The organism is Anaerosporobacter mobilis DSM 15930, from assembly GCF_900142955.1.
In the GTDB taxonomy this organism is placed as follows: Bacteria; Bacillota; Clostridia; order Lachnospirales; family Lachnospiraceae; genus Anaerosporobacter; species Anaerosporobacter mobilis.
Map to the genome: position 1 here is coordinate 22,294 of NZ_FRCP01000023.1, position 25,341 is coordinate 47,634.

21 protein-coding genes and 1 other annotated feature are annotated in these 25,341 nt (G+C 34.8%); of the genes, 12 read left to right on the forward strand and 9 right to left on the reverse strand.

The window, feature by feature from the left end; genetic code table 11:
• Positions 1 to 109: 109 nt before the first annotated feature.
• The 3 genes from BUB90_RS19815 to BUB90_RS19825 form a co-directional block, all read right to left on the reverse strand.
• Positions 110 to 1,012 (reverse strand): PfkB family carbohydrate kinase, encoded by a 903-nt coding sequence (locus tag BUB90_RS19815; RefSeq protein WP_073290709.1) that lies wholly within the window; start codon positions 1,010 to 1,012, stop codon positions 110 to 112.
• 166 nt (positions 1,013 to 1,178) lie between these two features.
• The gene (locus BUB90_RS19820; RefSeq protein ID WP_073290711.1) at positions 1,179 to 2,138 is read right to left on the reverse strand and encodes a S8 family peptidase; all 960 of its coding nucleotides are present in this window, start codon (positions 2,136 to 2,138) and stop codon (positions 1,179 to 1,181) included.
• An 87-nt stretch (positions 2,139 to 2,225) separates the two neighbouring features.
• Positions 2,226 to 2,762: a shikimate kinase gene (locus BUB90_RS19825; protein WP_073290712.1), complete on the reverse strand. Its 537-nt coding sequence runs from the start codon at positions 2,760 to 2,762 to the stop codon at positions 2,226 to 2,228.
• 363 nt (positions 2,763 to 3,125) lie between these two features.
• Between BUB90_RS19825 and BUB90_RS19830 the strand changes: the two genes are divergently transcribed.
• A complete protein-coding gene (locus tag BUB90_RS19830; RefSeq protein WP_073290714.1) occupies positions 3,126 to 3,362 on the forward strand; it encodes a hypothetical protein in 237 nt (78 codons plus the stop codon).
• Positions 3,363 to 3,468: 106 nt separating this feature from the next.
• Here BUB90_RS19830 and BUB90_RS19835 read toward each other — a convergent pair whose 3' ends face one another.
• On the reverse strand, positions 3,469 to 3,714 hold the full coding sequence (locus tag BUB90_RS19835) for a hypothetical protein (RefSeq protein WP_073290716.1): 246 nt from the start codon (positions 3,712 to 3,714) through the stop codon (positions 3,469 to 3,471).
• A gap of 268 nt (positions 3,715 to 3,982) precedes the next feature.
• Between BUB90_RS19835 and aroC the strand changes: the two genes are divergently transcribed.
• From aroC to BUB90_RS19860, 5 genes are all read left to right on the forward strand, one after another.
• Entirely contained in the window at positions 3,983 to 5,083 is a 1,101-nt protein-coding gene (gene aroC / locus BUB90_RS19840) for a chorismate synthase (RefSeq protein WP_073290717.1), read from the forward strand.
• Positions 5,084 to 5,513: 430 nt separating this feature from the next.
• Positions 5,514 to 6,053, forward strand: a complete 540-nt coding sequence (locus BUB90_RS19845; RefSeq protein WP_073290719.1) for a helix-turn-helix domain-containing protein — start codon at positions 5,514 to 5,516, stop codon at positions 6,051 to 6,053.
• 46 nt (positions 6,054 to 6,099) lie between these two features.
• Positions 6,100 to 7,170 carry a spermidine/putrescine ABC transporter ATP-binding protein gene (gene potA, locus BUB90_RS19850; RefSeq protein WP_073290900.1) on the forward strand — a complete coding sequence of 357 codons (1,071 nt, stop codon included), beginning with the start codon at positions 6,100 to 6,102 and terminating at the stop codon, positions 7,168 to 7,170.
• Complete coding sequence (locus BUB90_RS19855; protein WP_073290721.1) at positions 7,163 to 7,978, forward strand: ABC transporter permease; 816 nt, start codon at positions 7,163 to 7,165, stop codon at positions 7,976 to 7,978. The genes potA and BUB90_RS19855 overlap by 8 nt, the downstream gene beginning before the upstream one ends.
• Positions 7,972 to 9,852: an extracellular solute-binding protein gene (locus tag BUB90_RS19860; protein WP_073290723.1), complete on the forward strand. Its 1,881-nt coding sequence runs from the start codon at positions 7,972 to 7,974 to the stop codon at positions 9,850 to 9,852. The genes BUB90_RS19855 and BUB90_RS19860 overlap by 7 nt, the downstream gene beginning before the upstream one ends.
• A 137-nt stretch (positions 9,853 to 9,989) precedes the next feature.
• Here BUB90_RS19860 and BUB90_RS19865 read toward each other — a convergent pair whose 3' ends face one another.
• A complete protein-coding gene (locus BUB90_RS19865) occupies positions 9,990 to 10,334 on the reverse strand; it encodes a hypothetical protein (RefSeq protein ID WP_073290725.1) in 345 nt (114 codons plus the stop codon).
• Between the two features lie 257 nt (positions 10,335 to 10,591).
• Between BUB90_RS19865 and BUB90_RS19870 the strand changes: the two genes are divergently transcribed.
• The 4 genes from BUB90_RS19870 (at position 10,592) to BUB90_RS19885 (ending at position 13,305) form a co-directional block, all read left to right on the forward strand.
• Positions 10,592 to 10,969, forward strand: coding sequence for a VOC family protein (locus tag BUB90_RS19870; protein WP_073290728.1), 378 nt, complete (start codon positions 10,592 to 10,594; stop codon positions 10,967 to 10,969).
• Positions 10,970 to 11,097: 128 nt separating this feature from the next.
• A complete protein-coding gene (locus BUB90_RS19875; protein ID WP_073290730.1) occupies positions 11,098 to 11,577 on the forward strand; it encodes an S-ribosylhomocysteine lyase in 480 nt (159 codons plus the stop codon).
• Between the two features lie 227 nt (positions 11,578 to 11,804).
• Positions 11,805 to 12,971 carry a hypothetical protein gene (locus BUB90_RS23145; RefSeq protein WP_084139392.1) on the forward strand — a complete coding sequence of 389 codons (1,167 nt, stop codon included), beginning with the start codon at positions 11,805 to 11,807 and terminating at the stop codon, positions 12,969 to 12,971.
• Positions 12,972 to 13,035: 64 nt separating this feature from the next.
• Entirely contained in the window at positions 13,036 to 13,305 is a 270-nt protein-coding gene (locus BUB90_RS19885) for a hypothetical protein (RefSeq protein WP_073290731.1), read from the forward strand.
• 340 nt (positions 13,306 to 13,645) lie between these two features.
• Here BUB90_RS19885 and BUB90_RS19890 read toward each other — a convergent pair whose 3' ends face one another.
• From BUB90_RS19890 to BUB90_RS19905, 4 genes are all read right to left on the reverse strand, one after another.
• Complete coding sequence (locus BUB90_RS19890; RefSeq protein WP_073290732.1) at positions 13,646 to 14,506, reverse strand: GNAT family N-acetyltransferase; 861 nt, start codon at positions 14,504 to 14,506, stop codon at positions 13,646 to 13,648.
• Positions 14,507 to 14,989: 483 nt separating this feature from the next.
• Entirely contained in the window at positions 14,990 to 17,404 is a 2,415-nt protein-coding gene (leuS, locus tag BUB90_RS19895) for a leucine--tRNA ligase (RefSeq protein WP_073290733.1), read from the reverse strand.
• A gap of 116 nt (positions 17,405 to 17,520) precedes the next feature.
• Positions 17,521 to 17,761 (reverse strand) — a binding site (T-box leader).
• A gap of 74 nt (positions 17,762 to 17,835) precedes the next feature.
• The gene (locus tag BUB90_RS19900; protein ID WP_073290734.1) at positions 17,836 to 19,236 is read right to left on the reverse strand and encodes an alanine/glycine:cation symporter family protein; all 1,401 of its coding nucleotides are present in this window, start codon (positions 19,234 to 19,236) and stop codon (positions 17,836 to 17,838) included.
• 124 nt (positions 19,237 to 19,360) lie between these two features.
• Positions 19,361 to 21,568 carry a HelD family protein gene (locus tag BUB90_RS19905; RefSeq protein ID WP_073290735.1) on the reverse strand — a complete coding sequence of 736 codons (2,208 nt, stop codon included), beginning with the start codon at positions 21,566 to 21,568 and terminating at the stop codon, positions 19,361 to 19,363.
• A 235-nt stretch (positions 21,569 to 21,803) separates the two neighbouring features.
• Between BUB90_RS19905 and BUB90_RS19910 the strand changes: the two genes are divergently transcribed.
• The gene (locus tag BUB90_RS19910) at positions 21,804 to 22,688 is read left to right on the forward strand and encodes an aldose 1-epimerase family protein (RefSeq protein WP_073290736.1); all 885 of its coding nucleotides are present in this window, start codon (positions 21,804 to 21,806) and stop codon (positions 22,686 to 22,688) included.
• A 190-nt stretch (positions 22,689 to 22,878) separates the two neighbouring features.
• Complete coding sequence (locus tag BUB90_RS19915; protein WP_073290737.1) at positions 22,879 to 25,326, forward strand: bifunctional diguanylate cyclase/phosphodiesterase; 2,448 nt, start codon at positions 22,879 to 22,881, stop codon at positions 25,324 to 25,326.
• The last annotated feature ends 15 nt before the right edge of the window (positions 25,327 to 25,341 follow it).

Here is a 25,341-nt window from a genome sequence, read left to right on the forward strand (position 1 = left end):
TTAAAATGAGCTCTATTGAAAAAGAATTTTATTGATAAGATTCATCTTGTTATCTATATAAAGTTCTTGATTCATCCTAAACATGAACCGTACTAAATAATGCCTAATTCTATAATTTCTGTAAAACCGTAGTAAACTGATCTTCCGTCAATGACGATCCTTGTACACCTACAACTGCTGCCGATATCATATTCGCACGCTCTACCGCTTGTTGCATCGTAAATCCCATCTTCACGGAAGCCATAATTGCTCCAATATGAGAATCACCAGCTCCTATAGTATCTACCACTATTGCACTTTCGCCTGCCACAAGATTGCCTTGTCCATCTTCAAAGTAGTAAGCCCCCTTACTTCCAAGTGTAATAATAACTGTGTTATTCGTTCTCTCACTAATTACCTTTGCCGCTTCCTCATAACTAGAAGTTTGACTAAGTTCCATAGCTTCTTCCTCATTCAGATGTGTGATTGGTTGACGTGCAAAGATTCGATCTAACTTTTCATTCTCAATCTTACTTAGTCTTGGTCCTGGAGCAAAATATACTTGATATCCGGGATTTTCTTCAATGAATTCAATAATTTCAAAGCCGTCTGACTCTTCTATCTCAAAACCAGCGATATAGACACTATCATACTCTGCTTTCATCTCTTTAGAAACCCATTCCTTCTTAAAACTATACTCAACACCATGATGAACTACAAAAGTTCTCTCGCCGTCCTTCTCTACCATACATAAACAGAAACCATTATCATCTGTATCTAGCTTAACAGAACTCTCCATCCCCTTCTCCCTCAACATAGTTTCTACAATGAGAGCATATCTGCCCGTCCCAATTGGAGATAATAAGGTGTATGGCACATCAAACTTTCGTAATATATCGGCTGCATTATACGCACAACCACCTAAAGCCATTCTCTGTCCTTTAATGTGAATATCTTCACTTGTCTTTGGTAAATGATCTATCTGTATAATGATATCAAGTACCGTTGATCCAATAACTAGTGTTTTTTTCATTTCCTTCTTACTCCTACCTTTATCTTTCGGATTTTTATGTATAAAAGGCCTTATGTCGTGTACAAAATCAATCGATCATAAGACCTTAATTTTCAAACTTTACTTGCTAATCTATCACCTTACTAATTATAATGAACTTTATCATTATTGCAAGTATCCTTCAATATTATGGTATTAATTTCTCTATATTTAGAAGTCCCCAACCTTGTTGTTGATGCTGTAATCCTAAATCAGTAGAACTATTCTTAATTCTAATCTTTACTTCTCGATTCGTCATATCTGGATATGCAGAGAGCAGTAATGCCACCCCTCCTGTTACTAATGGTGTTGCCATTGAGGTTCCGCTCTTCGTTGTATATAATCCACCATAGGGATCACTTCTTGGTCTTCCAAATAACAAGCTTCTATTAGAATGGTTATCATTCTTAGGAGGACAACAAGATATGATATTACTTCCAGGCGCTACAACATCTGGTTTTTTCACACATGCTAATGTGGGTCCTCTTCCCGAATAATCAATAGTCTTTGTACCGAAAACTTCAACCGATACATTATCATCACTTGCCCCTACTGTAATCACTTTCCGGCTAATCCCAGGCATTGAGATTGTTCTTGGTCCAGGTCCATTATTGCCTGCAGCTACAACTACAACAAATCCTTGGTCCCAAAGCTCATCAACACCAACCACTAAACTTGAATGCTCACTTGCATTCTCATCAGAAGTTGAACCAACAGATATATTAACGATTCGTATATTATATTTCTCTTTATTAGCCATAATCCAATCAAAAGCTGTTAAGACATCAGAAACATTACCATTTCCTTTATAATTAAGAGCTTTCACACCTATTATATTACATTTCGGTGCAATTCCCATATATTTTCCATCAGAAGCTGTGCCATTCCCCCCTATAATACCAGATACATGTGTTCCGTGTCCATTATCATCATACATATCGATTCTTCCGTGAATCATATCTTTAAAAGCTACAATTCTATTACCACCTGTAACAAAATCAGGATGTGCCATTATTCCAGTATCAACAACCGCCACGCCGATTCGATTCCCATAAATCCCTCTCACATACGATGCTTTTGCATGCACAATATCTCGAGCTCGATTCATCCATATGCCCTCCAGTAATTTCGAGCACTGTATACCACTCTTTCTTACTATCATAATATGAGGGATTTCTAATTTAGCTAATGATTTCTATACGAATAGTTTCTGAATCATCTCTTCACTTATCTGCTTAACCGATTTGTTATCTGTATCAATAATAATATCAGCACAGTGAAGATAACGTTCTCTACGCTTCTCCATCAACCTTGCAATGTATTCTACATTCATGTTTCCGTTCAATATTGGCCTGCTTTTATTATCTTTAACACGTTCATAGATTGTCTCTGGTGTCGCTGTTAATAGAACAATCTTTCCATGTTCCTTCATTGCATTCACATTTTCATCACGTAAGACGATTCCACCACCGCAAGATACAATTAGTTGTTCTCTTTCCTGCACTTCAAGTAATGCCTTTGTTTCTAAATCGCGAAAATATGCTTCACCATATTGTTCGAATAGTTCTGGAATACTCATCTTAGCATTCGTGGCAATCATAGCATCTAAATCTACTTCTTCCATATCAAGCCATTTGCTTAGATAGGATGATACCGTACTCTTTCCTGTCCCCATAAACCCAATTAACATAATGTTCTTATGAAATAATTTTTTCACTTCGTCTTTTGACATACCTATTCTCCTTATTATCCTTTATCGCTCATTTATTATGTAACGGTACAATGTACCCATTTAATCATGTCATAGCAACAAGCAAAAAAATCTTACTTGACATGTTAATTATTTTAACATATGAATAAGCTTTTGCAAAATAATTTCCTTAGTTTATTTAAGTATATTTATATTCGAATTTAAAATGAAACATTTCTATTTGCTCACATTTTAATTACATGTGTCTTATTATCTTCCGAAACACAAAAAATGCTCGAATAAAATCAATCAAAACTTTTTGAAACTTTATAAAATATAGTAAAGCAGTCAAGCAGTCGCACATAAGATACAATTGTAAGTTAATTAATTTTAGGAGGAACTAAAATGAGTGATTTAGCAGCAACAAACTGTGGTGCTGGATGTGGATGTGGATGTAGTAACGATGGAGGAATCTTTGGTGGTAACAGCTGTTTCTTAATTATTATCCTCTTATTCTGTTGTGGCGGTAACGGCTTCGGTGGCAATAGCTGTAACAATGGTTGCGGTAATGACAGTGGCTGTGGAAGTATTATCTGGATTATTCTTATTCTTTGTCTTTGTGGCGGAAATAGCTTCTGCTAATTAACATCCAAAGAGACCATCGATTTTTCGATGGTCTCTTTTATTCATGCCAATAAGCAATTTGCAAAGTATACTTTCAATTGTAATAACAATATGATTATAAGCTTTAAAGATTATTCTTCTTATTCTTCATTCTCTTTTGAATACATTCATAACAATCCATATCGATTTCATAAATTGTTGTTTCATCAATGATTACTTCCGAATCTTCTCTTCTACCTTTTTTTTCAATCGTATTAACATTATCTTTTTTTTCAATCGTATTAACATTATCTTCCGTTTCAATACTAGCATACCGTTGGTAACACTGATTTATCTCATCTTGAGTCATCTTACTATAATAGTTATCCATAATGCTGTTCCTCCTTACGCGAATATTCATGCTATAGGCAATTGACCACGATTCATGCAAGCATGATGCTCGTGCACTTGACTCACTTCAGTTCACTCTATAATATATGAAATAATAAGTAGAAATGTCCACATATTCATTGACTATTCCTCTAATTTTCCCTTATAATAATTCAAACGGTGCTAATTCGGCATTTGTTTACATATTATATACTAAACACATCAAAAACATTACTATAAATTAATTAATAGAAAGAAGAGGTGTTATTATGGCAGGTTCAACATTAGGCACTATGTTCAAAGTATCTACTTGGGGAGAATCACACGGCAAAGGAATTGGTGTCGTTGTAGATGGTTGCCCCGCAGGTCTTACAATATCTGAAGAATATATTCAAACTTATCTTAATAGAAGAAAGCCAGGTCAAACCAAATACTCTACTCCTCGTAAAGAAGATGATTATGTAGAAATCTTATCTGGCGTATTCGAAGGTCGTACTACAGGTACACCAATCTCTATGGTAGTTATGAATCAAACACAACGTTCTTCGGATTATTCTGAAATTGCTAACTATTATCGTCCAGGACATGCTGACTATACCTACGATTCTAAGTATGGTTTTCGTGATTACCGTGGTGGTGGTCGTTCTTCTGGTCGTGAAACAACTGCTCGTGTAGCGGCTGGTGCAATTGCTCTTGCTATCCTTGATAGTCTGAATATCCATGTTAGTGCGTACACACGATCGATTGGACCAATTACAATTGACTATACCAATCTTAATTTACAAAATATTATGCAAAGTTCGCTTTATATGCCAGATCTTAACGCATCAGCGAAAGCAGAAGATTTTCTCCTTGAGAAGATGAATGAAAGTAATTCTGTTGGTGGCGTAATTGAATGCGTCGTTACAGGAATGCCCGCTGGTATCGGTGAACCCGTATTCGAAAAACTAGATGCTAACCTAGCAAAAGCAGTTATGTCGGTTGGAGCTGTTAAGGGATTCGAAATTGGAGACGGATTTAAGTCTGCTTCTATGCTTGGTGATGCCAATAATGATGCCTTTCATTATGAAGATGGTACATTATCCAAAGAAACCAATCATGCAGGTGGCATACTTGGCGGCATGAGTGATGGTAGTAACATCATTCTACGTGCTGCTATTAAACCAACCGCATCTATTGCTAGGACACAACATACCGTGAATAAAGCTAACAAAAATATCGAAATTAATATAAAAGGTCGTCACGATCCAATCATTGTTCCAAGAGCCGTTGTCGTTATTGAATCTATGGTAGCGCTAACCTTAGTAGATTTACTTTTACAAAACATGGCTTCTCGTCTGGATAAGATTCAAGAATTTTATAAGAACTAATGATACTGTTCAGAGCCAATCTCGAAAAACCTACGATTTGGCTCTGAACAATCAAAAATAATCTATATACAAACAGTAGCCAGAATGACCATATAAGTCATCATGACTACTGTTTTTTCATTTTTTTTATCTTTTTTTTGTCCTTTTTTGTTTACCATAATGCTTGGTTAAAGTTTAGTGTTAGTTAACTCACATGGAATTTTTATCTAATCCACATCGTATTTATCCCTTTAAAATCAAAGCTTTGCACAGTTTTTAATAAATTAATTCTAAATTCCATGATTTATGTATTTTTTTGTTGACACTCCATATAATCTGTGTATAATAAAATATGCTGTAAGTTTAGCAACGCTAAACTCAAAGTGTAGTTATGCTAACCAATACCAATTGCTTTATATACAATTGAACTATGAAAAGGAAGTGAATCACCATGCAAATCGGTCATAAGATCAAAGAGCTTCGTATTCAAAAGAATCTTACGCAGGAAGAACTGGCAGACCGAGCAGAACTGTCAAAAGGATTCATATCACAACTTGAAAGAGATTTAACGTCTCCCTCCATTGCAACTTTAGTTGATATCTTACAATGTCTTGGGACAAACCTTGAAGAATTCTTCTCGAATACAACCTCAGAACAAGTCGTTTTTCATAAATCAGATTACTTTGAAAAATACGATAGCGAATTAAAGAATGAAATACAGTGGATAATACCCAATGCGCAAAAAAATATGATGGAACCGATTCTACTTACTCTAGAACCTGAAGGTTCTACATATCCAGATAACCCACATGAGGGGGAAGAATTCGGTTACGTATTAAACGGAAGTATTACCATTCATATTGGAAGCAAAACCTACAAAGCAAAGAAAGGCGAAGCCTTCTATTTTACTCCGAATAAGAAACACTATCTTACTGCTTCTTCTAAGACAGGTGCAAGTCTTATATGGGTTTCGACACCTCCTAGCTTTTAATTAACTTATGAAAGGAGCCATGCAATGTCTATGCATGGGTATAGCGATGAATAAATTAATCGATTTACAGAACATAACAAAAGCATATGGCGACAACATCGTCCTTGACGATTTAAATCTCTATATTAAGGAAAACGAATTCCTTACTCTACTTGGTCCAAGTGGTTGTGGTAAAACAACTACATTACGTATTATTGGAGGATTTGAAAATCCTGATCAAGGTAATGTTATCTTTGATGGTAAGAATATTACAAAACTTCCACCAAACCAAAGACAATTAAACACCGTGTTCCAAAAATATGCCCTATTTACTCATATGACTATTGCAGAGAATATTGCATTCGGGCTTAAAATCAAAAAGAAAAGTAAAAGTTATATTGACGATAAAATTAAATATGCATTAAAGCTTGTAAATCTTGATGGTTACGAAAATCGTAAACCAGATTCTCTATCCGGTGGTCAACAGCAACGTATCGCAATTGCTCGTGCTATCGTTAATGAGCCAAAAGTACTTCTACTAGATGAGCCGCTTGGTGCTCTAGACTTAAAACTTCGTCAAGATATGCAGTATGAATTAATACGTCTTAAGAACGAACTAGGGATTACTTTCATCTATGTAACCCATGATCAAGAGGAAGCATTGACAATGTCAGATACGATTGTCGTTATGAATCAAGGTTACATTCAACAGATTGGTACACCTGAAGATATCTATAACGAGCCAACGAACGCTTTCGTTGCTGACTTCATTGGAGAAAGTAATATCATCGCTGGAACTATGATTCAAGATAAATTAGTTAATATTCTCGGCACAAACTTTGAATGTGTTGACGTTGGTTTTGGAAAGAATAAACCTGTTGACGTTGTAATTCGTCCAGAGGACATTGACTTAGTAGCTCCTGAACAAGGAACCATTACAGGCCGCGTGACATCATTGATATTCAAAGGTGTTCATTATGAGATGGAAGTTATGGCAAACGGCCATGAGTGGCTTGTTCATAGCACAGATTTATCACCGGTAGGCAGTGAAGTTGGTATTCACGTTGATCCATTCGATATTCAGATTATGAATAAACCAGAATCGGATGATGAAGAGGCGGTGATTCTAGATGAATAAGAAGAAGTGGCTTGCCACTCCATATATTATCTGGATGGCTGCATTTATCATTATTCCACTTATTCTAGTTGTATACTATGGAGTAACTACTGATTCTGGAAGTTTCACTCTAGAGAATGTGAAAAACATAGCGAATCACGATAACATGAAAGCTCTTCTCCTTTCTCTAAAACTATCCTTAATTAGTACGGTGATCTGTTTAGTTCTTGCTTATCCACTTGCAATGATTCTATCAAAGATGCAGATGAATAGTCACAGTTTCATCGTACTCATATTCATTCTTCCAATGTGGATGAACTTTCTATTACGTACATTAGCTTGGCAAACATTACTTGAGAAGAACGGTGTAATTAACACACTACTTGGATACCTTGGAATCCCTGGAATCGATATTATTAATACTCCAAGTGCTATCATCCTTGGTATGGTATATAACTTCCTTCCATTCATGGTATTACCAATCTATAATACTTTGATAAAATTGGATCTGAATGTTATCAACGCAGCAAGAGACCTTGGTGCGAACAGTACACAAACATTCACTAAAATTATCTTTCCACTTAGCTTACCAGGTGTTGTTAGTGGTATTACAATGGTATTCGTGCCAGCACTTACAACCTTCGTAATCTCAGATATCTTAGGTGGTGGTAAGATTCTCTTAATTGGTAATATAATTGAACAAGATTTCCGTTCTAGTCGTTGGAATGTAGGCTCAGGCCTATCACTCGTATTAATGGTATTCATCCTATTAAGTATGGCTATCCTTGCGAAATATGATAAAGATTCGGAGGGTACGAATATATGGTAAAAAAGATAACGCAAAAATTATATATTGCTTTAATGTTCATATTCCTCTATGCGCCAATTGCAGTTTTGATTGTATTATCCTTTAACAAATCAAAGTCCCGTGCAAAATGGGGTGGATTTACATTACAATGGTATAAAGAACTATTTGCCAATCAACAGATTATGAATGCACTCTATACAACCTTAGTACTTGCACTTGTTTCTGCTTTGGTCGCTACGATAATTGGTACTGCTGCTTCTATTGCTATGAACAGTATGAGGCGTTCTCCTCGTACCATAATGATGGGAATTACCAATATACCAATGCTTAATGCAGATATTGTAACTGGTATCTCATTAATGCTTATCTTCGTAGCAATTAACTATACACTTGGCTTTACAAGCGTCTTAATTGCACATATCACATTCAATATACCGTATGTAATTCTTAGTGTTATGCCAAAATTAAAGCAGACTAATAAGAGTACTTATGAAGCAGCACTTGATCTTGGTGCTTCACACATGTATGCTTTCCGTACAGTTATTCTTCCAGACATATTTCCTGGAATCATGTCCGGATTCTTATTAGCATTTACAATGTCATTAGATGACTTCATAATTACACACTTTACAAAAGGTCCTGGAGTTAACACATTATCAACTAAGATTTATACAGAAGTACGTAAGGGTATTAAACCAGAGATGTATGCATTATCTACACTTCTATTCGTCTCTGTTCTTACTTTGTTAATCTTAATTAATCGTACTCCTTCAGAAGAGAAGATAAATAAAAGATTGAAAAAGAAAGCGGTTCAAAAAGAATCAAATTCTAAGTTTAGAATCTTTAAACCTGCTATCATTCTTATAGTTATCGCTGCATTAATAGTTGGTTCTTTTGCTGGTATGAAAACTACTAGCGGTAAAAACACTTTAAATGTATATAACTGGGGTGAATACATCGATCCTGAAGTTATTACTATGTTTGAAAAAGAAACAGGAATTGATGTAGTCTATGATGAATTCGAAATGAATGAAGAAATGTATTCTAAAGTTGAAACTGGTGCTGTCAAATACGATGTTGTTTGTCCGTCTGATTATACCATTCAACGTATGATTGAAGCTGACTTACTTGCAGAACTCAATTATGATAATATTCCAAACATCAAATATATTGGTAAAGACTACTTACAGAGTGCAGAAGCATTTGATCCAGGAAACAAGTATGCTATACCTTATTGTTGGGGTACTGTAGGTATCTTATATAATAAAACTATGGTAGATGAACCAATCGATTCATGGAGTGCCATCTTTGATGAAAAATATAAAAATAACATTCTTATGATTAACAGTGTTCGAGATGCCATGGGAATCGCTTTAAAATATCTAGGTTACTCACTAAATTCAACGGATAGAGATGAACTTGAGGAGGCTACAAATCTTCTTAAAGAACAAAAACCACTTGTTCAATCTTATGTAGTTGATCAAGTTAGAGATAAGATGATTGGTAACAATGCCGCTATCGGTATTATCTATTCCGGTGAAGCAATTTACACGAGACGTGAAAATCCAGATCTTGAATATGTGGTACCTAAAGAAGGGTCAAACATTTGGATAGACGGATGGGTAATTCCTAAGAACAGCGAAAACAAAGAAAATGCTGAAAAATTCATCAACTTCTTATGTAGACCAGATATTGCTTTATTAAACTTCGACTACATTACGTATTCAACACCTAATACTGCTGCTAGGGATTTAATTGAAGACGAAGATATTCGTAATAGTACAATTGCTTTCCCTGACAGTGCAACAATTAGTAACTGTGAAACCTTTAAGTATCTTGGAGATGCCATGACGGCTTATTATGATGATAAATGGCGTGAAGTGTTGTCACAGTAATTCTCCTAAGTATCGATTGCGCTATGTAGGTTATTATTAACTATCAAACACAATATAAAACAGAAATGCCAGAGACGAGTATGTTCGATTCGTAATCTGGCATTTCTATTGTCATTCAGTTAATCTAAGCATATTAATTATTTCATTTTGTCTGCTATATTCTCATATACTTTCTTAGTACTATCTACAATATCTTTTGTTACATCTTCTACTTTATTACCAATTTTATGACTAGCATAGTACATGTCTTTTCCTAGCATATCTGTTTTATCTTCTACTTTGTTACCAATTTTGCGACTGGCATAGTACATATCCTTTCCTAGCATATCCGCTTTATCTTCTACCTTATTGCAAATATCCTTTGAAACTCCGACCTTCTTGCCAATCTCACTGATAACTTCACCACCGGATTTGGTTACAACACCACCTGCTTTAACTACATTTTCAGCAACAGAATTCATTGTTTTACCCACTTTAGACATAAAAACACCTCTTTCCTTTACAAGGTCTAATTTTCTTACTATGAATTAAAAATCCAAGAATAGGAATGATTTGAATATAATAATCCATACTTTTATTTTCTCCAAGTAACTGATTGCTATACTAGAATTAGTTTACCATAAATCTATAGTATTGTGTGTAAAAAGCAATTTTTTTGTTACTCTTACAGAATATCAAAACTTTATTTTACACATAATGAACTCAGTTAGAAAATTAATTTATTAAGAAAGGAAATTTTATGATAGAAGCAATTTCAAAGATTACATTATATGTTAATAATCAAGCTGAAGCCAAATCTTTCTGGCTAGATAAGATGGATTTTGTTGTTTCTTTTGAACAAACGATGGGACCTGGAATGACTTGGCTAGAAGTAGCTCCATCAAGAGATTCTAAAACATCTTTCGTATTATATGAAAAAGAATTGATGAAAAAGCAAAATCCAAACACACCACTTACACATCCTTCTGTTTTCCTTACAACAAAAGCTATCGAAACGATTCATACCACGCTAAAAAACAAAGGTGTTACAGTAACCGAATTGATGGTATATCCATATGGTAAGATGTTCACCTTTTATGATCAAGACAATAATCCCTTTCTACTAAGAGAAGATTAGACATCTTGCCTATCCTCTTGTATATATGTTATAATATAGCTTATGAGAAGTATCAAAGTTGCTTCTAGGGATTATAATAGCGCTATATATATTTAACGAACAAAACTATACATGAAAAGGGGATTCTAATGAAACCAATAGCAAGCTTTACAATAGACCACTTAAGACTTCTACCAGGTATCTATGTATCAAGAAAAGATACTTTTGGTGAATCAGTTATTACTACATTTGATTTGCGTATGACTAGACCAAACTATGAACCTGTTATGAACAATGCAGAACTTCACACAATCGAACATCTGGCTGCTACCTTCTTACGTAATCACGCTGATTATGCGAACAAGGTTATTTACTTTGGACCAATGGGTTGTAGAACAGGTTGTTACCTTCTATTAGCTGGTGATTACGAATCCAAAGATATTGTTCCATTAATTACAGAGATGTTCGAATTCATTCGTGATTTTGAAGGTGAAATTCCAGGTGCTGCTGCTATTAATTGCGGAAACTACCTAGACCAAAATCTAGATATGGCAAAATATCTAGCAAACCGTTATTTAACTAATATTTTATATCAAATTAAAGAAGAAAATCTAATATATCCAAACTAAAATATGCTTCTACTACTATACGATAGACAATTATAAACTCATTCCTTATTGAGTTCTATAATTGTCTTTTTCTATATCAGCTCATCTTGATAAATTGTCCCTAAAAAGGCAAGAATAAATCTCCCAGACTTTCATATATATTACTAATAAACTAATATAAGGAGGCAGGGCAGATATTCTTATAATAAATATTTGTCTTTTCTAATATGAGTGAAAACACAATTCCTATGCCAGATCTTACAACTGAAAATATTACGAACGAAATCCCCTTTATAAATTACAATAGCAGCCAAACAAAACAAAATGAAAACCATCGCGAGGAGAATCAACCAAGAGGTTTCAGCCATCAAGCTGATTTAATTCGTGCCGCTATGCCATATGCAAGTGGTACAAATCAACAATCTATGAATGTTATTCTTAAGGTGTCTGAACTAATGCAGACTATACAAAATCCAGAACCCGAACTCTCTGCTTGTAGTATGGAGAACTCTAAAGAGGGCTTTGATATGGAAGGGTTATTATCAAGCATTAAAAATGTATGCTATCCACGAGAAGCCGATATTATCAATATGCTCCTCAACACTATTCATGCTAGACGTTTCTATCAGACATATCAAACAGTAGCTGCAACCATGGCAAACGAAACAAAAGAGGCAAATGAATCTACATTAAGTGCAGCTAGCTTAGGTAGAGGTAATGGACGTCACCAAAATAATTCTAATGCAAATAGTGGTATGAACAATATGAACTCGATTCTTAACAATCCTTTAATGAAGGAAATGTTGGATAGTTTTATGACACCTGTTCAACGTAGTAGCTTTAATAATATCACGAACATGATGAGCACTATGAATACCATGAATGCAATGAATAATATGAATCCTACTAATGGTATGAATAATAATACTATGAACAATAACGCGAACAATATGAATAGCAACATGAATAACACTATGAACAATAGCCCGAATAATAATATGAATAGTAGTATGAATAATGCTTTGAATATTATGAATGCCATGAACAATAATTCTAATAATACTACGAATAATAGTATGAACAATGGTATGAATAATGCTATGAATATTATGAATGCGATGAATGCGATGAATGGTATGAATAATATGAACGTGAATAACGACAAGAGTTCTTCTAATAATGGGAACGGTGCAACCCCTATGGGAAATATGAATCCAACTAATTCATCCAGACCTTCAGCTCCCGCTAATAATGCCAGAAACAGCATGCATCGTGGTGGAATGAATTCTCGTAACTCCATGACTCCTCCCACTATGAATAATCTACATGTTATGGAAATGATGAATGCACAGGAAGATCCAAATGATTTATATTTAGATTCCTTACCAGAAGATATTACTCCTGATTTAGCTTGATTTTACATGTACATTAGTTTCACAATCGACTAACAAAATCCCCCAAAAGAAAGGAATCCATTAAATGAAAGATTTATCCTGGATTAATCATCCCGCTATGGAACATATTGATCCAAGAAAGCTTGCTATTCTTGTTGATCTTGCCAATGAAGCGGAAGGTAAACCCCTTGATCAAAGTTTACCATTTATTATGAATGCTAATACAAAGCTTAGAGCTCAAAACCTAAGTTTCACAAAGGAAGAGAATGAACTTCTTGTTGAGGTTCTTAGTAAGGATATGTCTCCACAGGATAAGATGAAGTTAGATATGATGAAACGTATGATGATGAAATAAAATAAGAATGAGTTACATAAATCCTCGCTCCTCTCCTTTCTATCGCAGGAAATTTAATTATAGTCTTAAACCAAAAAGAACTTGGCATTTAGCAAGGGCAGTGAAAACTTTCGATTTTCTAGCCCTATTGAGATCTCAAAGTAAAAAGTCTGGCTTCATAATCATTTTTAATTACGAAACCAGACTTTTGCGTAATAAGGAGAAAAATTTATTTTTTAAGAACTTTATAATCCATGGTAAATGATGGGCACATTGTAACATAAAAGAAATGCCAATCACATCAGGTGCAAAGCCATTTTTGTACTCCATCATTTCAACACTTTATAAACAAGATTATATTCTATTCATTCTTTAGCTCATATTCATAATAGTTAAATGTTGACTGTTTATTAAAACCAAGTGAGATATAGAGGGTATAGGCCGCTATATTTTCCGAAACCACTTCTAAATATAACTCCTTATAATCAGTTTTCAAAATACTGTTAATTATAATTTTAAGAAATTTTTTCCCAAAGCCTCTTCTGCGATAGTTCGGGTCAATAACAAAGCCATATATGGCAAAAACCCCATCCTTTTCTTCCACTTTGATCTTTCCAATAATATTATTTTTCCAAAAGACTAATTTAATATCGGTCAAATTAACGTCACCCATATCTTCGTCCGAAGACTCTCCGCTGCAACGAAATCCGTTCTGATCAAGATATGTAACTTGTTTTATATTTTCAGAACCTGCATCTTTTATTGAAAGTTCATTGTCAATGGATTCAACTGCTGGATGATACTCTCTTCCATCAAAAACCATTCTATATTCGCAAAATGTATAATTCAGTCCTAAATCATTTAAAATTCCAATCATGGAACTGTCATTTTCATCCACTATCACCAATATTTTTTTTGCCTTAAATTGCTTCGCTTTATCAATCGCCAACTGATACATTTTCAAAAATTTATCTTTATCTCCATTAAGTATTGGTGTGATTTCCATTTCATCAATATCATAAGTACTTAATGACATATATGCGGTGAGTCTTCCCTGTTCTTCAAATAAGATATGATATACACTTTCATCTGTTCCATCCAATGATTGAGGACATAGTTTATAATAAACATTCCTATCATCTTTATTTATTTTTTCAAGTTGCTTTACTTCTACGATCTCTTTCTCCGATAACTTATGGACAAATTTAAGATTCTTTTCCATTTACATTTCCTATTTCCTTTCTATTAATTGAGCTAGACTTCTATCAACTTTTGCACATGAATCAAAAAACTTCACTACTATGGGCTCGGCTGACTTCTCACAGTTCGTTGTTACTCGGCTAATGAAACCGCTGTGAGACCTCCACGCTTAAGGTGCACGCTCTTTCCTCCATATATCCACCGCATCTACACTGCTCCAACAAATGTGGTAGTAATCAGACATCGTTGTTTTTTGCCAACTTATCTCTCAGAGCCTAGCCTTATATGCGATTTCTGTCCATCGGATCAGAGATTTGCCTACAGCTTCTTTCAAATTCTACCTCACGATAGACACCCTTGCTATTCAGCTATACATTTCCCACTACCTGGGCATGTTCAGGACTTTCACCTGTAAGAGCGCCTATGTCGCGCAAACAAAATAGCAAGGCAGTCAAAACTGCCTTGCTTAAAAAATCTAACTTTTTGGTTCTTTATAATTTATTTCTTATTTCACAACGATATTATAGATTCTACCTTTAACGTAGATTTCTTTCACAATATTCTTTCCTTCTACTGCTGCTTTAACAGAATCAGAAGCGAATACTTTTTCTTTAACGCTATCTTGTTCTTCTTCTTTTTCTACAGTTATTGTATCTTTTACTTTACCATTAACTTGAACTGCAATTTCAATTGTAGATTCAACTGTTTTCTCTTCATCCCATTTTGGCCAAGTTGTTTCATACAATCTTCCACCGTAATTCATCATTTCCCAAAGTTCTTCTGTCATATGAGAAGCTACAGGATTCATTAAGATTAATAAGGTCTTAAATTCTCCTCTTGTAACCTTACCTGCTTTGTAGAAATCATTAACAAGAGACATCATTGCAGCAATTGCAGTATTGAATTTAAGATTTTCAAAATCCCCACTTACTTTCTTAATTGTTTGATGCATCTTAGTTTCTAATTCTTTCGAATATTCTTCTCCATCTACAATCATATCTTGAAGTTTCCAGATACGATCTAGGAATCTTCTACAACCTTTAACACCTTCCTGAGACCATGCTGCACTTAATTCAAAAGCACCAATAAACATCTCATACGTACGAAGTGTATCCGCACCGAATTCATCTACAATGTCATCTGGGTTTACAACATTTCCACGAGATTTAGACATCTTCTCACCGTTCTCACCAAGAATCATACCATGAGAAGTTCTCTTTTGATAAGGCTCTTTGGTGCTTACTAGTCCTTGATCGTATAAGAACTTATGCCAGAATCTAGAGTATAATAAGTGAAGTGTTGTATGCTCCATACCACCATTGTACCAGTCTACTGGCATCCAATAGTCAAGTGCTTCTTTGCTTGCGAAAGCTTCTGTATTCGTAGGATCAATATAACGTAAGAAATACCATGATGATCCAGCCCATTGTGGCATAGTATCGGTTTCTCTCTTCGCTGGTTTTCCACACTTTGGACAAGGTGTATTTAACCAGTCCGTCATATGGGCAAGTGGTGACTCACCATTATCTGTTGGCTCATATGTCTCTACTTCAGGAAGTTGTAATGGTAGTTCACTTTCTGGAATTGGAACATATCCGCAACAATCACAGTGTACAAGTGGAATTGGTTCACCCCAATATCTTTGACGTGAGAATACCCAGTCTCTTAATTTGAAGTTTACTTTCTTTTTACCAATGCCTTTTTCACCAAGCCATTCAATCATCTTAACTTTTGCATCTTTTACTTCCATACCATTTAAGAAATCAGAATTCACTAATTTCCCTGTTGCTGTATCCGTAAATGCTGCTTCTTGAACATCTCCACCAGCTACTACTTCGATAATTGGAAGGTCGAATTTCTTAGCGAATTCCCAGTCACGTTCATCATGTGCTGGAACTGCCATAATTGCACCTGTTCCGTATGTCATTAATACATAATCAGAAATCCAGATTGGAATCTCTTTTCCATTTGCAGGATTAATTGCTGTAATTCCTTTGACACACACACCTGTCTTTTCTTTAACTAACTCTGTTCTTTCGAAATCGGATTTCTTAGCAGCTAAATCTCGGTATTCAACGATTGCATCAAAGTTATTGATTTCTTCTTTGTATTTATCAATCATAGGGTGCTCTGGTGAGATTACCATGTAAGTTGCACCGAATAATGTATCTGGTCTAGTTGTGTAGACACGTAAGCTGTCTTCTCTTCCTGCTAATTTGAAGTCAACTTCTGCACCTTCGCTACGGCCGATCCAATTCTTTTGTGATACCTTAACTCTATCAATATAATCAACTTCATCTAGGTCGTTGATTAATTTGTCTGCATATTCTGTGATTTTAAGCATCCACTGGCTCTTAACCTTATGAACAACTTCGCTATTACAACGTTCACATTTACCATTTACTACTTCTTCATTTGCAAGACCTACCTTACAAGAAGTACACCAGTTGATTGGCATCTCTGATTTGTAAGCTAACCCTTTTTCAAACAATTTAAGGAATATCCATTGTGTCCATTTGTAGTAGTTTGGATCTGTTGTATTGATTTCACGATCCCAGTCAAAAGAATAACCTAGGTTTTGTAACTGGCTTTTAAAATTAGCTACATTTCTCTTCGTAACTTCTTTTGGATGAATGTGATTTTTAATTGCATAGTTTTCTGTTGGAAGACCAAAAGCATCCCAACCCATTGGGTATAATACGTTATACCCTTGCATTCTTCTTTTTCTTGCAATGATATCAAGTGCTGTATATGGTCTTGGATGACCTACATGAAGACCTTGTCCTGATGGATAAGGGAATTCAACTAATGCATAGAATTTTGGCTTTGAATAATCATCTCCCGCCCTAAAGGCTTTTTCTGTTTCCCAGATGCCTTGCCATTTCTTCTCAATCGTTTTTGGATTGTACGTAACTGACATGATATTTCCTCCTTATTGAAATAGAACATATTTTGTTCTACCTAGTACTTTATTAATTGAATATTGAATCCCATAGCGGAGTGTTAATAAATAAAAAAAGCCCCTTCATCTCCATATCTAGAGACGAAAAGGCTTATAGTCCATTCGTGGTACCACTCTAGTTCAGAACATCTATATAACGTTCTGCACTCATATATCTATAACGGGATTTCCCGCCTTGACCTACTATATGCGATAACCATATGGTTCAATCAAGGAACTCCTAGGCGAGTTGGGAGCCGAATGTTACTGTCTTGCACCTACCGACAGTTCTCTGAGAACACCAAAACTCTTAATACTCCTAATCTTTGTTCGTTCAATATTCATGTTAAGTCTCATTCTATAACATTACATAGAATTTTGTCAAGGTCGAATCTTTTTTCTTTAAAGTTCTAATCCCAACAATCCGTATTTTTAATACCGAGTTTTTTTGCATGGAATACGGGATCCTTTCCTTGTCTTTTTTGTTCTTTATAATCGTTAAGTGCTTTTATAGCAAATCTATAAAGCAACACGATTGCGATAATATTTACAATTGCCATTAGTCCCATGGACACATCGGTTAAGTTCCATACCATATCAAAACTTGCTACTGCTCCAAATAAAATTGCAACTAGACAGGAACAACGGAAAATAAATAATACTATCTTATTATTTTTAATAAATTTAATATTTGATTCTGCATAGGAGTAGTTACCAATTACAGAACTAAATGCAAATAAGAAAATCGATAAATTTATAAAATGAATTCCTAAACTACCTACTTGAGATCTTAATGCTTCTTGTACTAGTGGAATTCCTGTTAATCCATCTGCATATCCATCAAAAACTAAAATCATCATAGCTGTTGTAGTACAAATGACTAAGGTATCGATATAAACAGAAATCATTTGTACTAAACCTTGCTTTACTGGGTGTGATACCTCTGCTGCTGCACCAGCATTCGGTGCAGAGCCCATACCTGCTTCATTGGAGAATAAACCACGTTTGATACCATGCATAACACAAGTACCTGCTAACCCTCCTGAAAGCGCTTTAAAATCAAAGGCTTCAGAAAAGATGGTGCGAAAAATCTCAGGCATTTTATCTAGGTTTGCAATGGTAATATAAATACCTAGAAGAATATAAATTCCTGCCATAATTGGTACTAAGTAAGATGTAATGATACCGATACGATGCATTCCACCAAATATAGTTAATGCAGTAATCACAGCCAATACAATTCCTATAATGATAGCAGCAACTTCTTTTGCATTGTCAGTTTGTACATAATATTCAAATGCTGAACTAATATTATATGCTTGCAATGCATTAAACCCATAAGCAAAACAAATTATAAGTAAGATAGCGAATAAGATACCTAGCCATCTCTGACCCAAAGCCTTTTGCATATAGTAAGCCGGGCCACCACGATACCCCTTCTCATCTTTTACTTTATAAATCTGTGCTAATGTACTTTCTATAAATGCAGAAGCACTTCCGATTATCGCTAATAACCACATCCAAAAGATAGAGCCTGCACCACCTGCCGCTAGTGCAGTAGCTACACCAGCTATATTACCAGTTCCAACTCTTGAAGCTGTAGATATCATTAGCGCTTGAAAAGAGGACACACCTTCTTTATTGTCTTCCTTCTTTTCTAAAAGTGTACGAAATCCTTCAGGAATCATATTAATTTGTACAAGTTTTGTAGTAATTGTAAAGAATATACCAACCCCTACTAATAACACGATTAATATATTCTCATACAAAAAATCATTCATAGATGATAATATTGAATTAAATAACTTCATAATTATCTTCTCCTTACTAAAATTTTTCTTATATAGAATACTATATACGTGTATAAATTTCTACAATTTTATGCATATAGAAGAATTTACTATGAAACATTATTATTGTGACAAAAACATCATTTTAAACTAGTAGTTTTGATAGCTCCCCGTAACACAATACATACAACTCATGTAATGCACGAGTTATCGCAACATATAATAGCTTGGCTTCAGCGTCTGTATAGTCGTAATTCTTTGTATCTGGATTCCATAGAATTACCGTGTCGAACTCCAATCCCTTAGTCATATGAATTGGTAACACCATGACGCCATTGGTGAATTTAAGCTCTTCCATATCCTCTTTCCAAGGTTCCACTTCTGTTTTATCCTTCAATGCCTCATATACTGTTTTTGTTTCTTCAACTGTTCTACAGATTACGGCTATGGTATCATAATCACCTGCTTTAATCTTGTTAATATAAGAAACAGTTGCTTCTATATTTTCCTCAAAATCCTGATATTTCTCAACTATAACTGGTTGTCCATGACGAATGACAGGATCAATTGCATAAGTCTCAAACGAACATTTTGCTAATACTTGACTGGCATAGTTGGAGATTTCAACCGTATTTCGATAACTCTTAGCTAATGTATAGAATGGATCCTTATCAGGATTAAACACTTGCTCTCGTAACTCTTTCCAATCATTCATACCCGTATCATAATGAATATTCTGTGAAACATCCCCCATAATAGTAAATGTACAATCTGGAAAGAGACGTTTTAGAATTCCATAAGCGATTACACCAAAGTCCTGCGCCTCATCCACTACGATATGTTTCACATATTGAAAATCTACGGTGTCTCTCAATGCCTTCTTGATTATGGCTATTAGGCCTAGGTCATATAAATCAATCTCTTTCTCATCAAAGGTATCCTTCAAACGTTGTAAAATCTCAGTATTGTTAGGAAGTTTGATACCTGCTGCCTCATACTTATCGTAATTAACATATAAATCTTCTAAGAAATCCTTATATACTCTATAGAGATCAATCTTCTCATTCTTCTTGCCAAAGTAATCCTTATATAGTTTACATTCGCGTTTTATTACTTCCTTCTCTTCTCCAAGCATCTCATTCATATTACGAATTTTCGTCAGTAATCGCTTGTTCATCATATCAATCTTTTCTTGATAAGAGTATTGCTTAAAAGTCTGTAAGGATTGTTTAATCTCCTCAGCGGTATACAAGGTTTTTCCTTTATACACAATTTCTTTCATTGGTATATGTTCGCGTATATACTGTTCTAGATACATTTCCAGTGCCTTTAGCAACTGCAAGGATCCTTTAACTCGTTTGTAACCTGCTTCTACTTCATTGTTACTGTTACTACGTGATTTCTGGAAGGCATCTGTCATCTTGTAGCCCTTCTTCATAGACATTTCTTTTTCTATAAGTCCAGAGAAAAACTCTTGCATCGTTAACTGATTAATATTATGGACATCAAGGTTTGGTAACACTCCTGTAATATAATTCAGTAACATCTTATTACTTCCTATTATATAGAATTCATCTGAATGGAATTTTTCCTTGAAGTTATATAATATATATGAGATTCTATGCATTGCTACGGTAGTCTTTCCACTACCAGCAACCCCTTGAACAACTATATTATGCCACGGCGTATCGCGTATAATATCATTTTGTTCCTTTTGTATTGTCGCGATAATTTCTCCTAAGACAGCTTCTTTATTCTTACCTAGATATTTGGTGAGGAATTCATCATTGGCTATGACATTGGCGTCATAGAAATCCTTTAAGACTCCCTTTCTAATCTCAAAGGTTCTCTTCAACCCTAAGTCTACAAAGATTGTCTCTCCTAATGGTGATGGATAGGAACTTTCTCCTATATCACTATCATAATATACACTGGCAATGGGAGCTCTCCAGTCAACAATTAGAAGCTCAGATGGACTTTTCATTACTCCATTCTTACCTATATATAAGGAAAACTCTTTCTCTTCTCCATGCTCCATGTAATCAATTCTTCCAAAATACGGCTTATCTTTCGCTAATAAGTTCTTTCGTAAACTCTTTTCGGCTTGCGATTGCAAATCCATTCCCACAACCAGTTCATTGTGAAGCTCCGGATTATCTGATCGATAATTATCATACATCTCCTTCGTCTGCACTTGCATCTGCTGAACCTGAACGGTTAACGCATCAATATTCGATTGGATAACTTCTTCACAACTTGATAGATGTGCTTCTTCCTTCTTCCATTCTTCCTCGTTTCCCACCTCCATCTCTTCTAAACTCTTACTTTTTGTTTCTTGCATCTCTTTGTTCATTCTAATCCCACTCCTTTCGATTCAAAATGGAGATAAGGGTGGCTAATTTACTGGGTGAATCCTATCATACACGTATTTTATAAATAATACTAGACTTTTATTAAGAGATATGATAAGCTAGATACTGAAGTTTACTTAAAAAACAGGTCGAAAGAGTCAGAATATTCTGACTCTTTTTCATATTAATAAGGTAATCGAATATTATCTTATCGTTCATATAAGAAGGAGGATACATATGGGACAACACACACTAAAAAATGAGTTCTTATCAATCACCGTTAATGACCTTGGCGCTGAACTATCATCCATCGTTTCCGCACAAACTGGGCAATCCTATCTATGGAATGCTGATCAAACCTACTGGGGACGTCATTCACCGATTTTATTTCCAATTGTAGGAGGCCTTAAGGGGAAGTGCTATCAATACAATGGACACGAATATTCTATGTCACAACACGGATTTGCAAGAGATATGGAATTCGAATGTATCGAGGTAAGTGAAATTTCAATAAAACATCGACTAACATCGACACCTGAGACAATGAAGCAGTATCCGTTTACCTTCATTCTTGATATCACCTATCAACTAAAGGACAATACGATCGAGGTTATTTGGGATGTCACTAATACAGACACCAAAGAGATGCATTTCTCAATCGGTGGTCATCCAGCCTTCAATTGCCCTCTCACATCAGGCGAAAAACAAAGTGATTATTACATACAATTTGATACAAGCAACCCATTAACCATTCGTAAAATTAGCGAAGATGGTCTCGCTATAGATGAAACGTATACGCTTCCACTAGATGACTCACTTTTAGCCGTTCATTCACATCTATTCGATGAAGACGCTTTAGTTATTGAGGATAATCAGTCCCATTCTGTTGCATTCCTAACACCAGATAAGAAACCTTATGTAACAGTAGACTTCAATGCTCCTTTATTCGGTATATGGTCTCCTGCTAAAAAGGATGCTCCTTTTATCTGTATCGAGCCTTGGTATGGACGCTGTGATAGTGAGCATTATGCAGATACCTTAGAGAACCGTGCTTGGGGTAATCATTGTGCACCAGGTGAAACCTTCCATGCTTCTTATACTATTTCAATTAATAAAAATTAATTTCAAATCTTATATAGTACACGCAAAGATTATAGGTACAAATACCTATAATCTTTTTCTTTATTTGACTTATATTTTCTTGATTTTCCATTTTTTTCTTGTTAGAATATCCCTATATATATTTTGGTTATGAATTATATCTATTCTATTTCTAAATACTAATTTGGTTTACTTAAGGAGTGGCATTGTGATGAAATCAAAGCTAAACACTATATTAATTATTTTTTCAATTATCCCCTTTGTAATCATTACAACGATTACCTTGTTTTTTTATGGTAAAAAGGATCAATCCGATCGTCTTGCCAACTTACAAGCCAATGCTAGATCCGGATCAGATATTATTACCAGTCTTCTTCATACGCAAGAAACGGAGCTCTCTTTTTTAGCAAAACAAAATGATATTGTTAACTTCTGTTCTATCACAAGGAATCCTAACAAAACCGATTATTCCATTCTGTATCGCAATTCACAAAAGGCTTTGAAACAAAAACTGAGCCTAAATCCCTGCTACAAAATGCTAGCTATATATGATAACTACGGTGATATTGTTAATTCTACTAACGAAGAAATATTAAACAATAATTACAATCATCCGATTATTCAACAGATTGGTAAAACGAAAGAGGTCACTAGTACCTCCGTTCCAGCCGATTATTATCCTAGCTTAGATGTAGATAATTCTTATATCGACATTGGTTCACCTATTTTTCAAAATCAAAGCAATCAAATTATTGGATATATCATACTGACCATAGATGTTAAATTCTTTGACGAATATATTAATAGCCTCGAATTAGGACAGTCCAATTTTGCATCTCTAGCAAATGCTAGTGGTAATTATCTATTTTCACATGATAAACTAGAACATTCACAAAAAGAAAATTCAATGTTTACATCGAACTTCAAAACTTCGATACAAGAGGACCCTGTGTCTGGATATGTTACTGTAGGAGCTATGTATTCTGGTAGTATCTATGCTTACCACCTAATTGATAATTTAGATTGGTACTTTGTTATCTCACAAGATAGTACTTTAATATATACGTTCTATTCCTATGCTATCACAATTGTTTTTGTTAGCGTTATTCTTCTACTTCTTATTATCTTAATATCAAGTAGGAAGATTGCCAAAAGCTTTACCAATCCGCTTCTTAATCTTCGTGATTGTATGCGACAGGCGGCTGATGGTAACTTGACTGTACTATGTAATGTAAAGACAAAAGATGAATTCGGTGAACTCTCCCGTAGTTTTAACAAAATGCTGCATATTATTAAATCCAATTATGATGAGTTATCCTTCGTTCATAAAAAGCTTTTGGTAAAAGAAGAACAACTACGCTCTAACTATGAACATATTGAATTCCTTGCTTACCATGATGCCCTCACCAAGTTACCTAATAAGGCTGCATTTTACGATTACTTGAATATTACATTAAATCGTGAGCCGGGTTGTACACAAGCACATTCCATATATTTTGTTGATCTAGATAATTTTAAAACAGTTAATGATACCTTAGGTCATGATTATGGTGATGAACTACTAATACAAACAGCAAAACGCCTAAACTATTTTTTAAAACATAACGATTTGTTAGCAAGGGCAGGTGGTGATGAATTCTTATTCTTTAAAGCAAATATCTCGTCACAAGATGAGGCGCTTGAACTTGCTAAAGATATCTTAGAGAAGTTCAAAGAACCAATTAATATTAATGGTACTTTCATCTATATATCTATGAGTATTGGTGTTTCTTTGTATCCGTTAAACGGCGTTCAATACAATACGTTAATCAAGAATGCTGACATAGCCATGTATCGCTCAAAGGACACGGGTAAGAATCGACTTACCTTATTCGATGAAAGTATGCAGCAAGAAATCAGTAGACATTCAGAAATAATAGAGATTTTAAGACATGCCATTGAAAACAATGAAATCTATCTGGTGTACCAACCCCAATACGATCTCGCTCTGGAGAGAATTATTGGTTTTGAAGCTCTGATGAGAATAAAGAATCCGACTCTTGGAAACTTATCTCCTACCGAGTTTATTCCAATTGCAGAAGAAAGTGGTATGATTAATGATCTAGGTTCCTGGGCTTTAAAAGAAGCTTGTAGGTTTAATAAGCACCTGCAAAATAATGGATTTCCATTCTGCACAGTCGCAGTTAATATATCAACGATACAACTGAATCAGAAGGGATTCGTAACTCTTGTTGTTGATATTCTAAAAGAAACGGGCTTATCTCCACAATACTTAGAACTTGAGATTACAGAGAGTGCAATAGCCTCCTCAATCCGTGATGCAGTCTCCATACTAGAAGAACTACAGAGTATAGGTATCCGCATCTCTCTCGATGATTTTGGTACTGGCTACTCATCTCTTAATTATCTTACTCAGATGCCCATTAATACGCTTAAGATTGATAAGGCATTCATTGATAAGATTAACTTGAATAAGAAAGATAACTACGTGGCTGAAGCTATTATCTCTCTTGCTCATAATCTTGAGGTAAAAGTTGTTGCCGAAGGCGTTGAAGATAGTAATCAATTAAACTTATTAAAAGAAAAGAACTGTGATCTTATTCAGGGGTATCTATATAGCAAACCACTTGAACCAGACGATTTAATTCATATATTATAAATTCCTGATTTAAAA

Coding starts and splice junctions, on each gene's coding strand:
- BUB90_RS19815 (WP_073290709.1), bottom strand. CDS start 1,012: ATGAAAAAAACACTAGTTATTGGATCAACGGTACTTGATATCATTATA.
- BUB90_RS19820 (WP_073290711.1), bottom strand. CDS start 2,138: ATGAATCGAGCTCGAGATATTGTGCATGCAAAAGCATCGTATGTGAGA.
- BUB90_RS19825 (WP_073290712.1), bottom strand. CDS start 2,762: ATGTCAAAAGACGAAGTGAAAAAATTATTTCATAAGAACATTATGTTA.
- BUB90_RS19830 (WP_073290714.1), top strand. CDS start 3,126: ATGAGTGATTTAGCAGCAACAAACTGTGGTGCTGGATGTGGATGTGGA.
- BUB90_RS19835 (WP_073290716.1), bottom strand. CDS start 3,714: ATGGATAACTATTATAGTAAGATGACTCAAGATGAGATAAATCAGTGT.
- aroC (WP_073290717.1), top strand. CDS start 3,983: ATGGCAGGTTCAACATTAGGCACTATGTTCAAAGTATCTACTTGGGGA.
- BUB90_RS19845 (WP_073290719.1), top strand. CDS start 5,514: ATGCAAATCGGTCATAAGATCAAAGAGCTTCGTATTCAAAAGAATCTT.
- potA (WP_073290900.1), top strand. CDS start 6,100: ATGAATAAATTAATCGATTTACAGAACATAACAAAAGCATATGGCGAC.
- BUB90_RS19855 (WP_073290721.1), top strand. CDS start 7,163: ATGAATAAGAAGAAGTGGCTTGCCACTCCATATATTATCTGGATGGCT.
- BUB90_RS19860 (WP_073290723.1), top strand. CDS start 7,972: ATGGTAAAAAAGATAACGCAAAAATTATATATTGCTTTAATGTTCATA.
- BUB90_RS19865 (WP_073290725.1), bottom strand. CDS start 10,334: ATGTCTAAAGTGGGTAAAACAATGAATTCTGTTGCTGAAAATGTAGTT.
- BUB90_RS19870 (WP_073290728.1), top strand. CDS start 10,592: ATGATAGAAGCAATTTCAAAGATTACATTATATGTTAATAATCAAGCT.
- BUB90_RS19875 (WP_073290730.1), top strand. CDS start 11,098: ATGAAACCAATAGCAAGCTTTACAATAGACCACTTAAGACTTCTACCA.
- BUB90_RS23145 (WP_084139392.1), top strand. CDS start 11,805: ATGCCAGATCTTACAACTGAAAATATTACGAACGAAATCCCCTTTATA.
- BUB90_RS19885 (WP_073290731.1), top strand. CDS start 13,036: ATGAAAGATTTATCCTGGATTAATCATCCCGCTATGGAACATATTGAT.
- BUB90_RS19890 (WP_073290732.1), bottom strand. CDS start 14,506: ATGGAAAAGAATCTTAAATTTGTCCATAAGTTATCGGAGAAAGAGATC.
- leuS (WP_073290733.1), bottom strand. CDS start 17,404: ATGTCAGTTACGTACAATCCAAAAACGATTGAGAAGAAATGGCAAGGC.
- BUB90_RS19900 (WP_073290734.1), bottom strand. CDS start 19,236: ATGAAGTTATTTAATTCAATATTATCATCTATGAATGATTTTTTGTAT.
- BUB90_RS19905 (WP_073290735.1), bottom strand. CDS start 21,568: ATGAACAAAGAGATGCAAGAAACAAAAAGTAAGAGTTTAGAAGAGATG.
- BUB90_RS19910 (WP_073290736.1), top strand. CDS start 21,804: ATGGGACAACACACACTAAAAAATGAGTTCTTATCAATCACCGTTAAT.
- BUB90_RS19915 (WP_073290737.1), top strand. CDS start 22,879: ATGAAATCAAAGCTAAACACTATATTAATTATTTTTTCAATTATCCCC.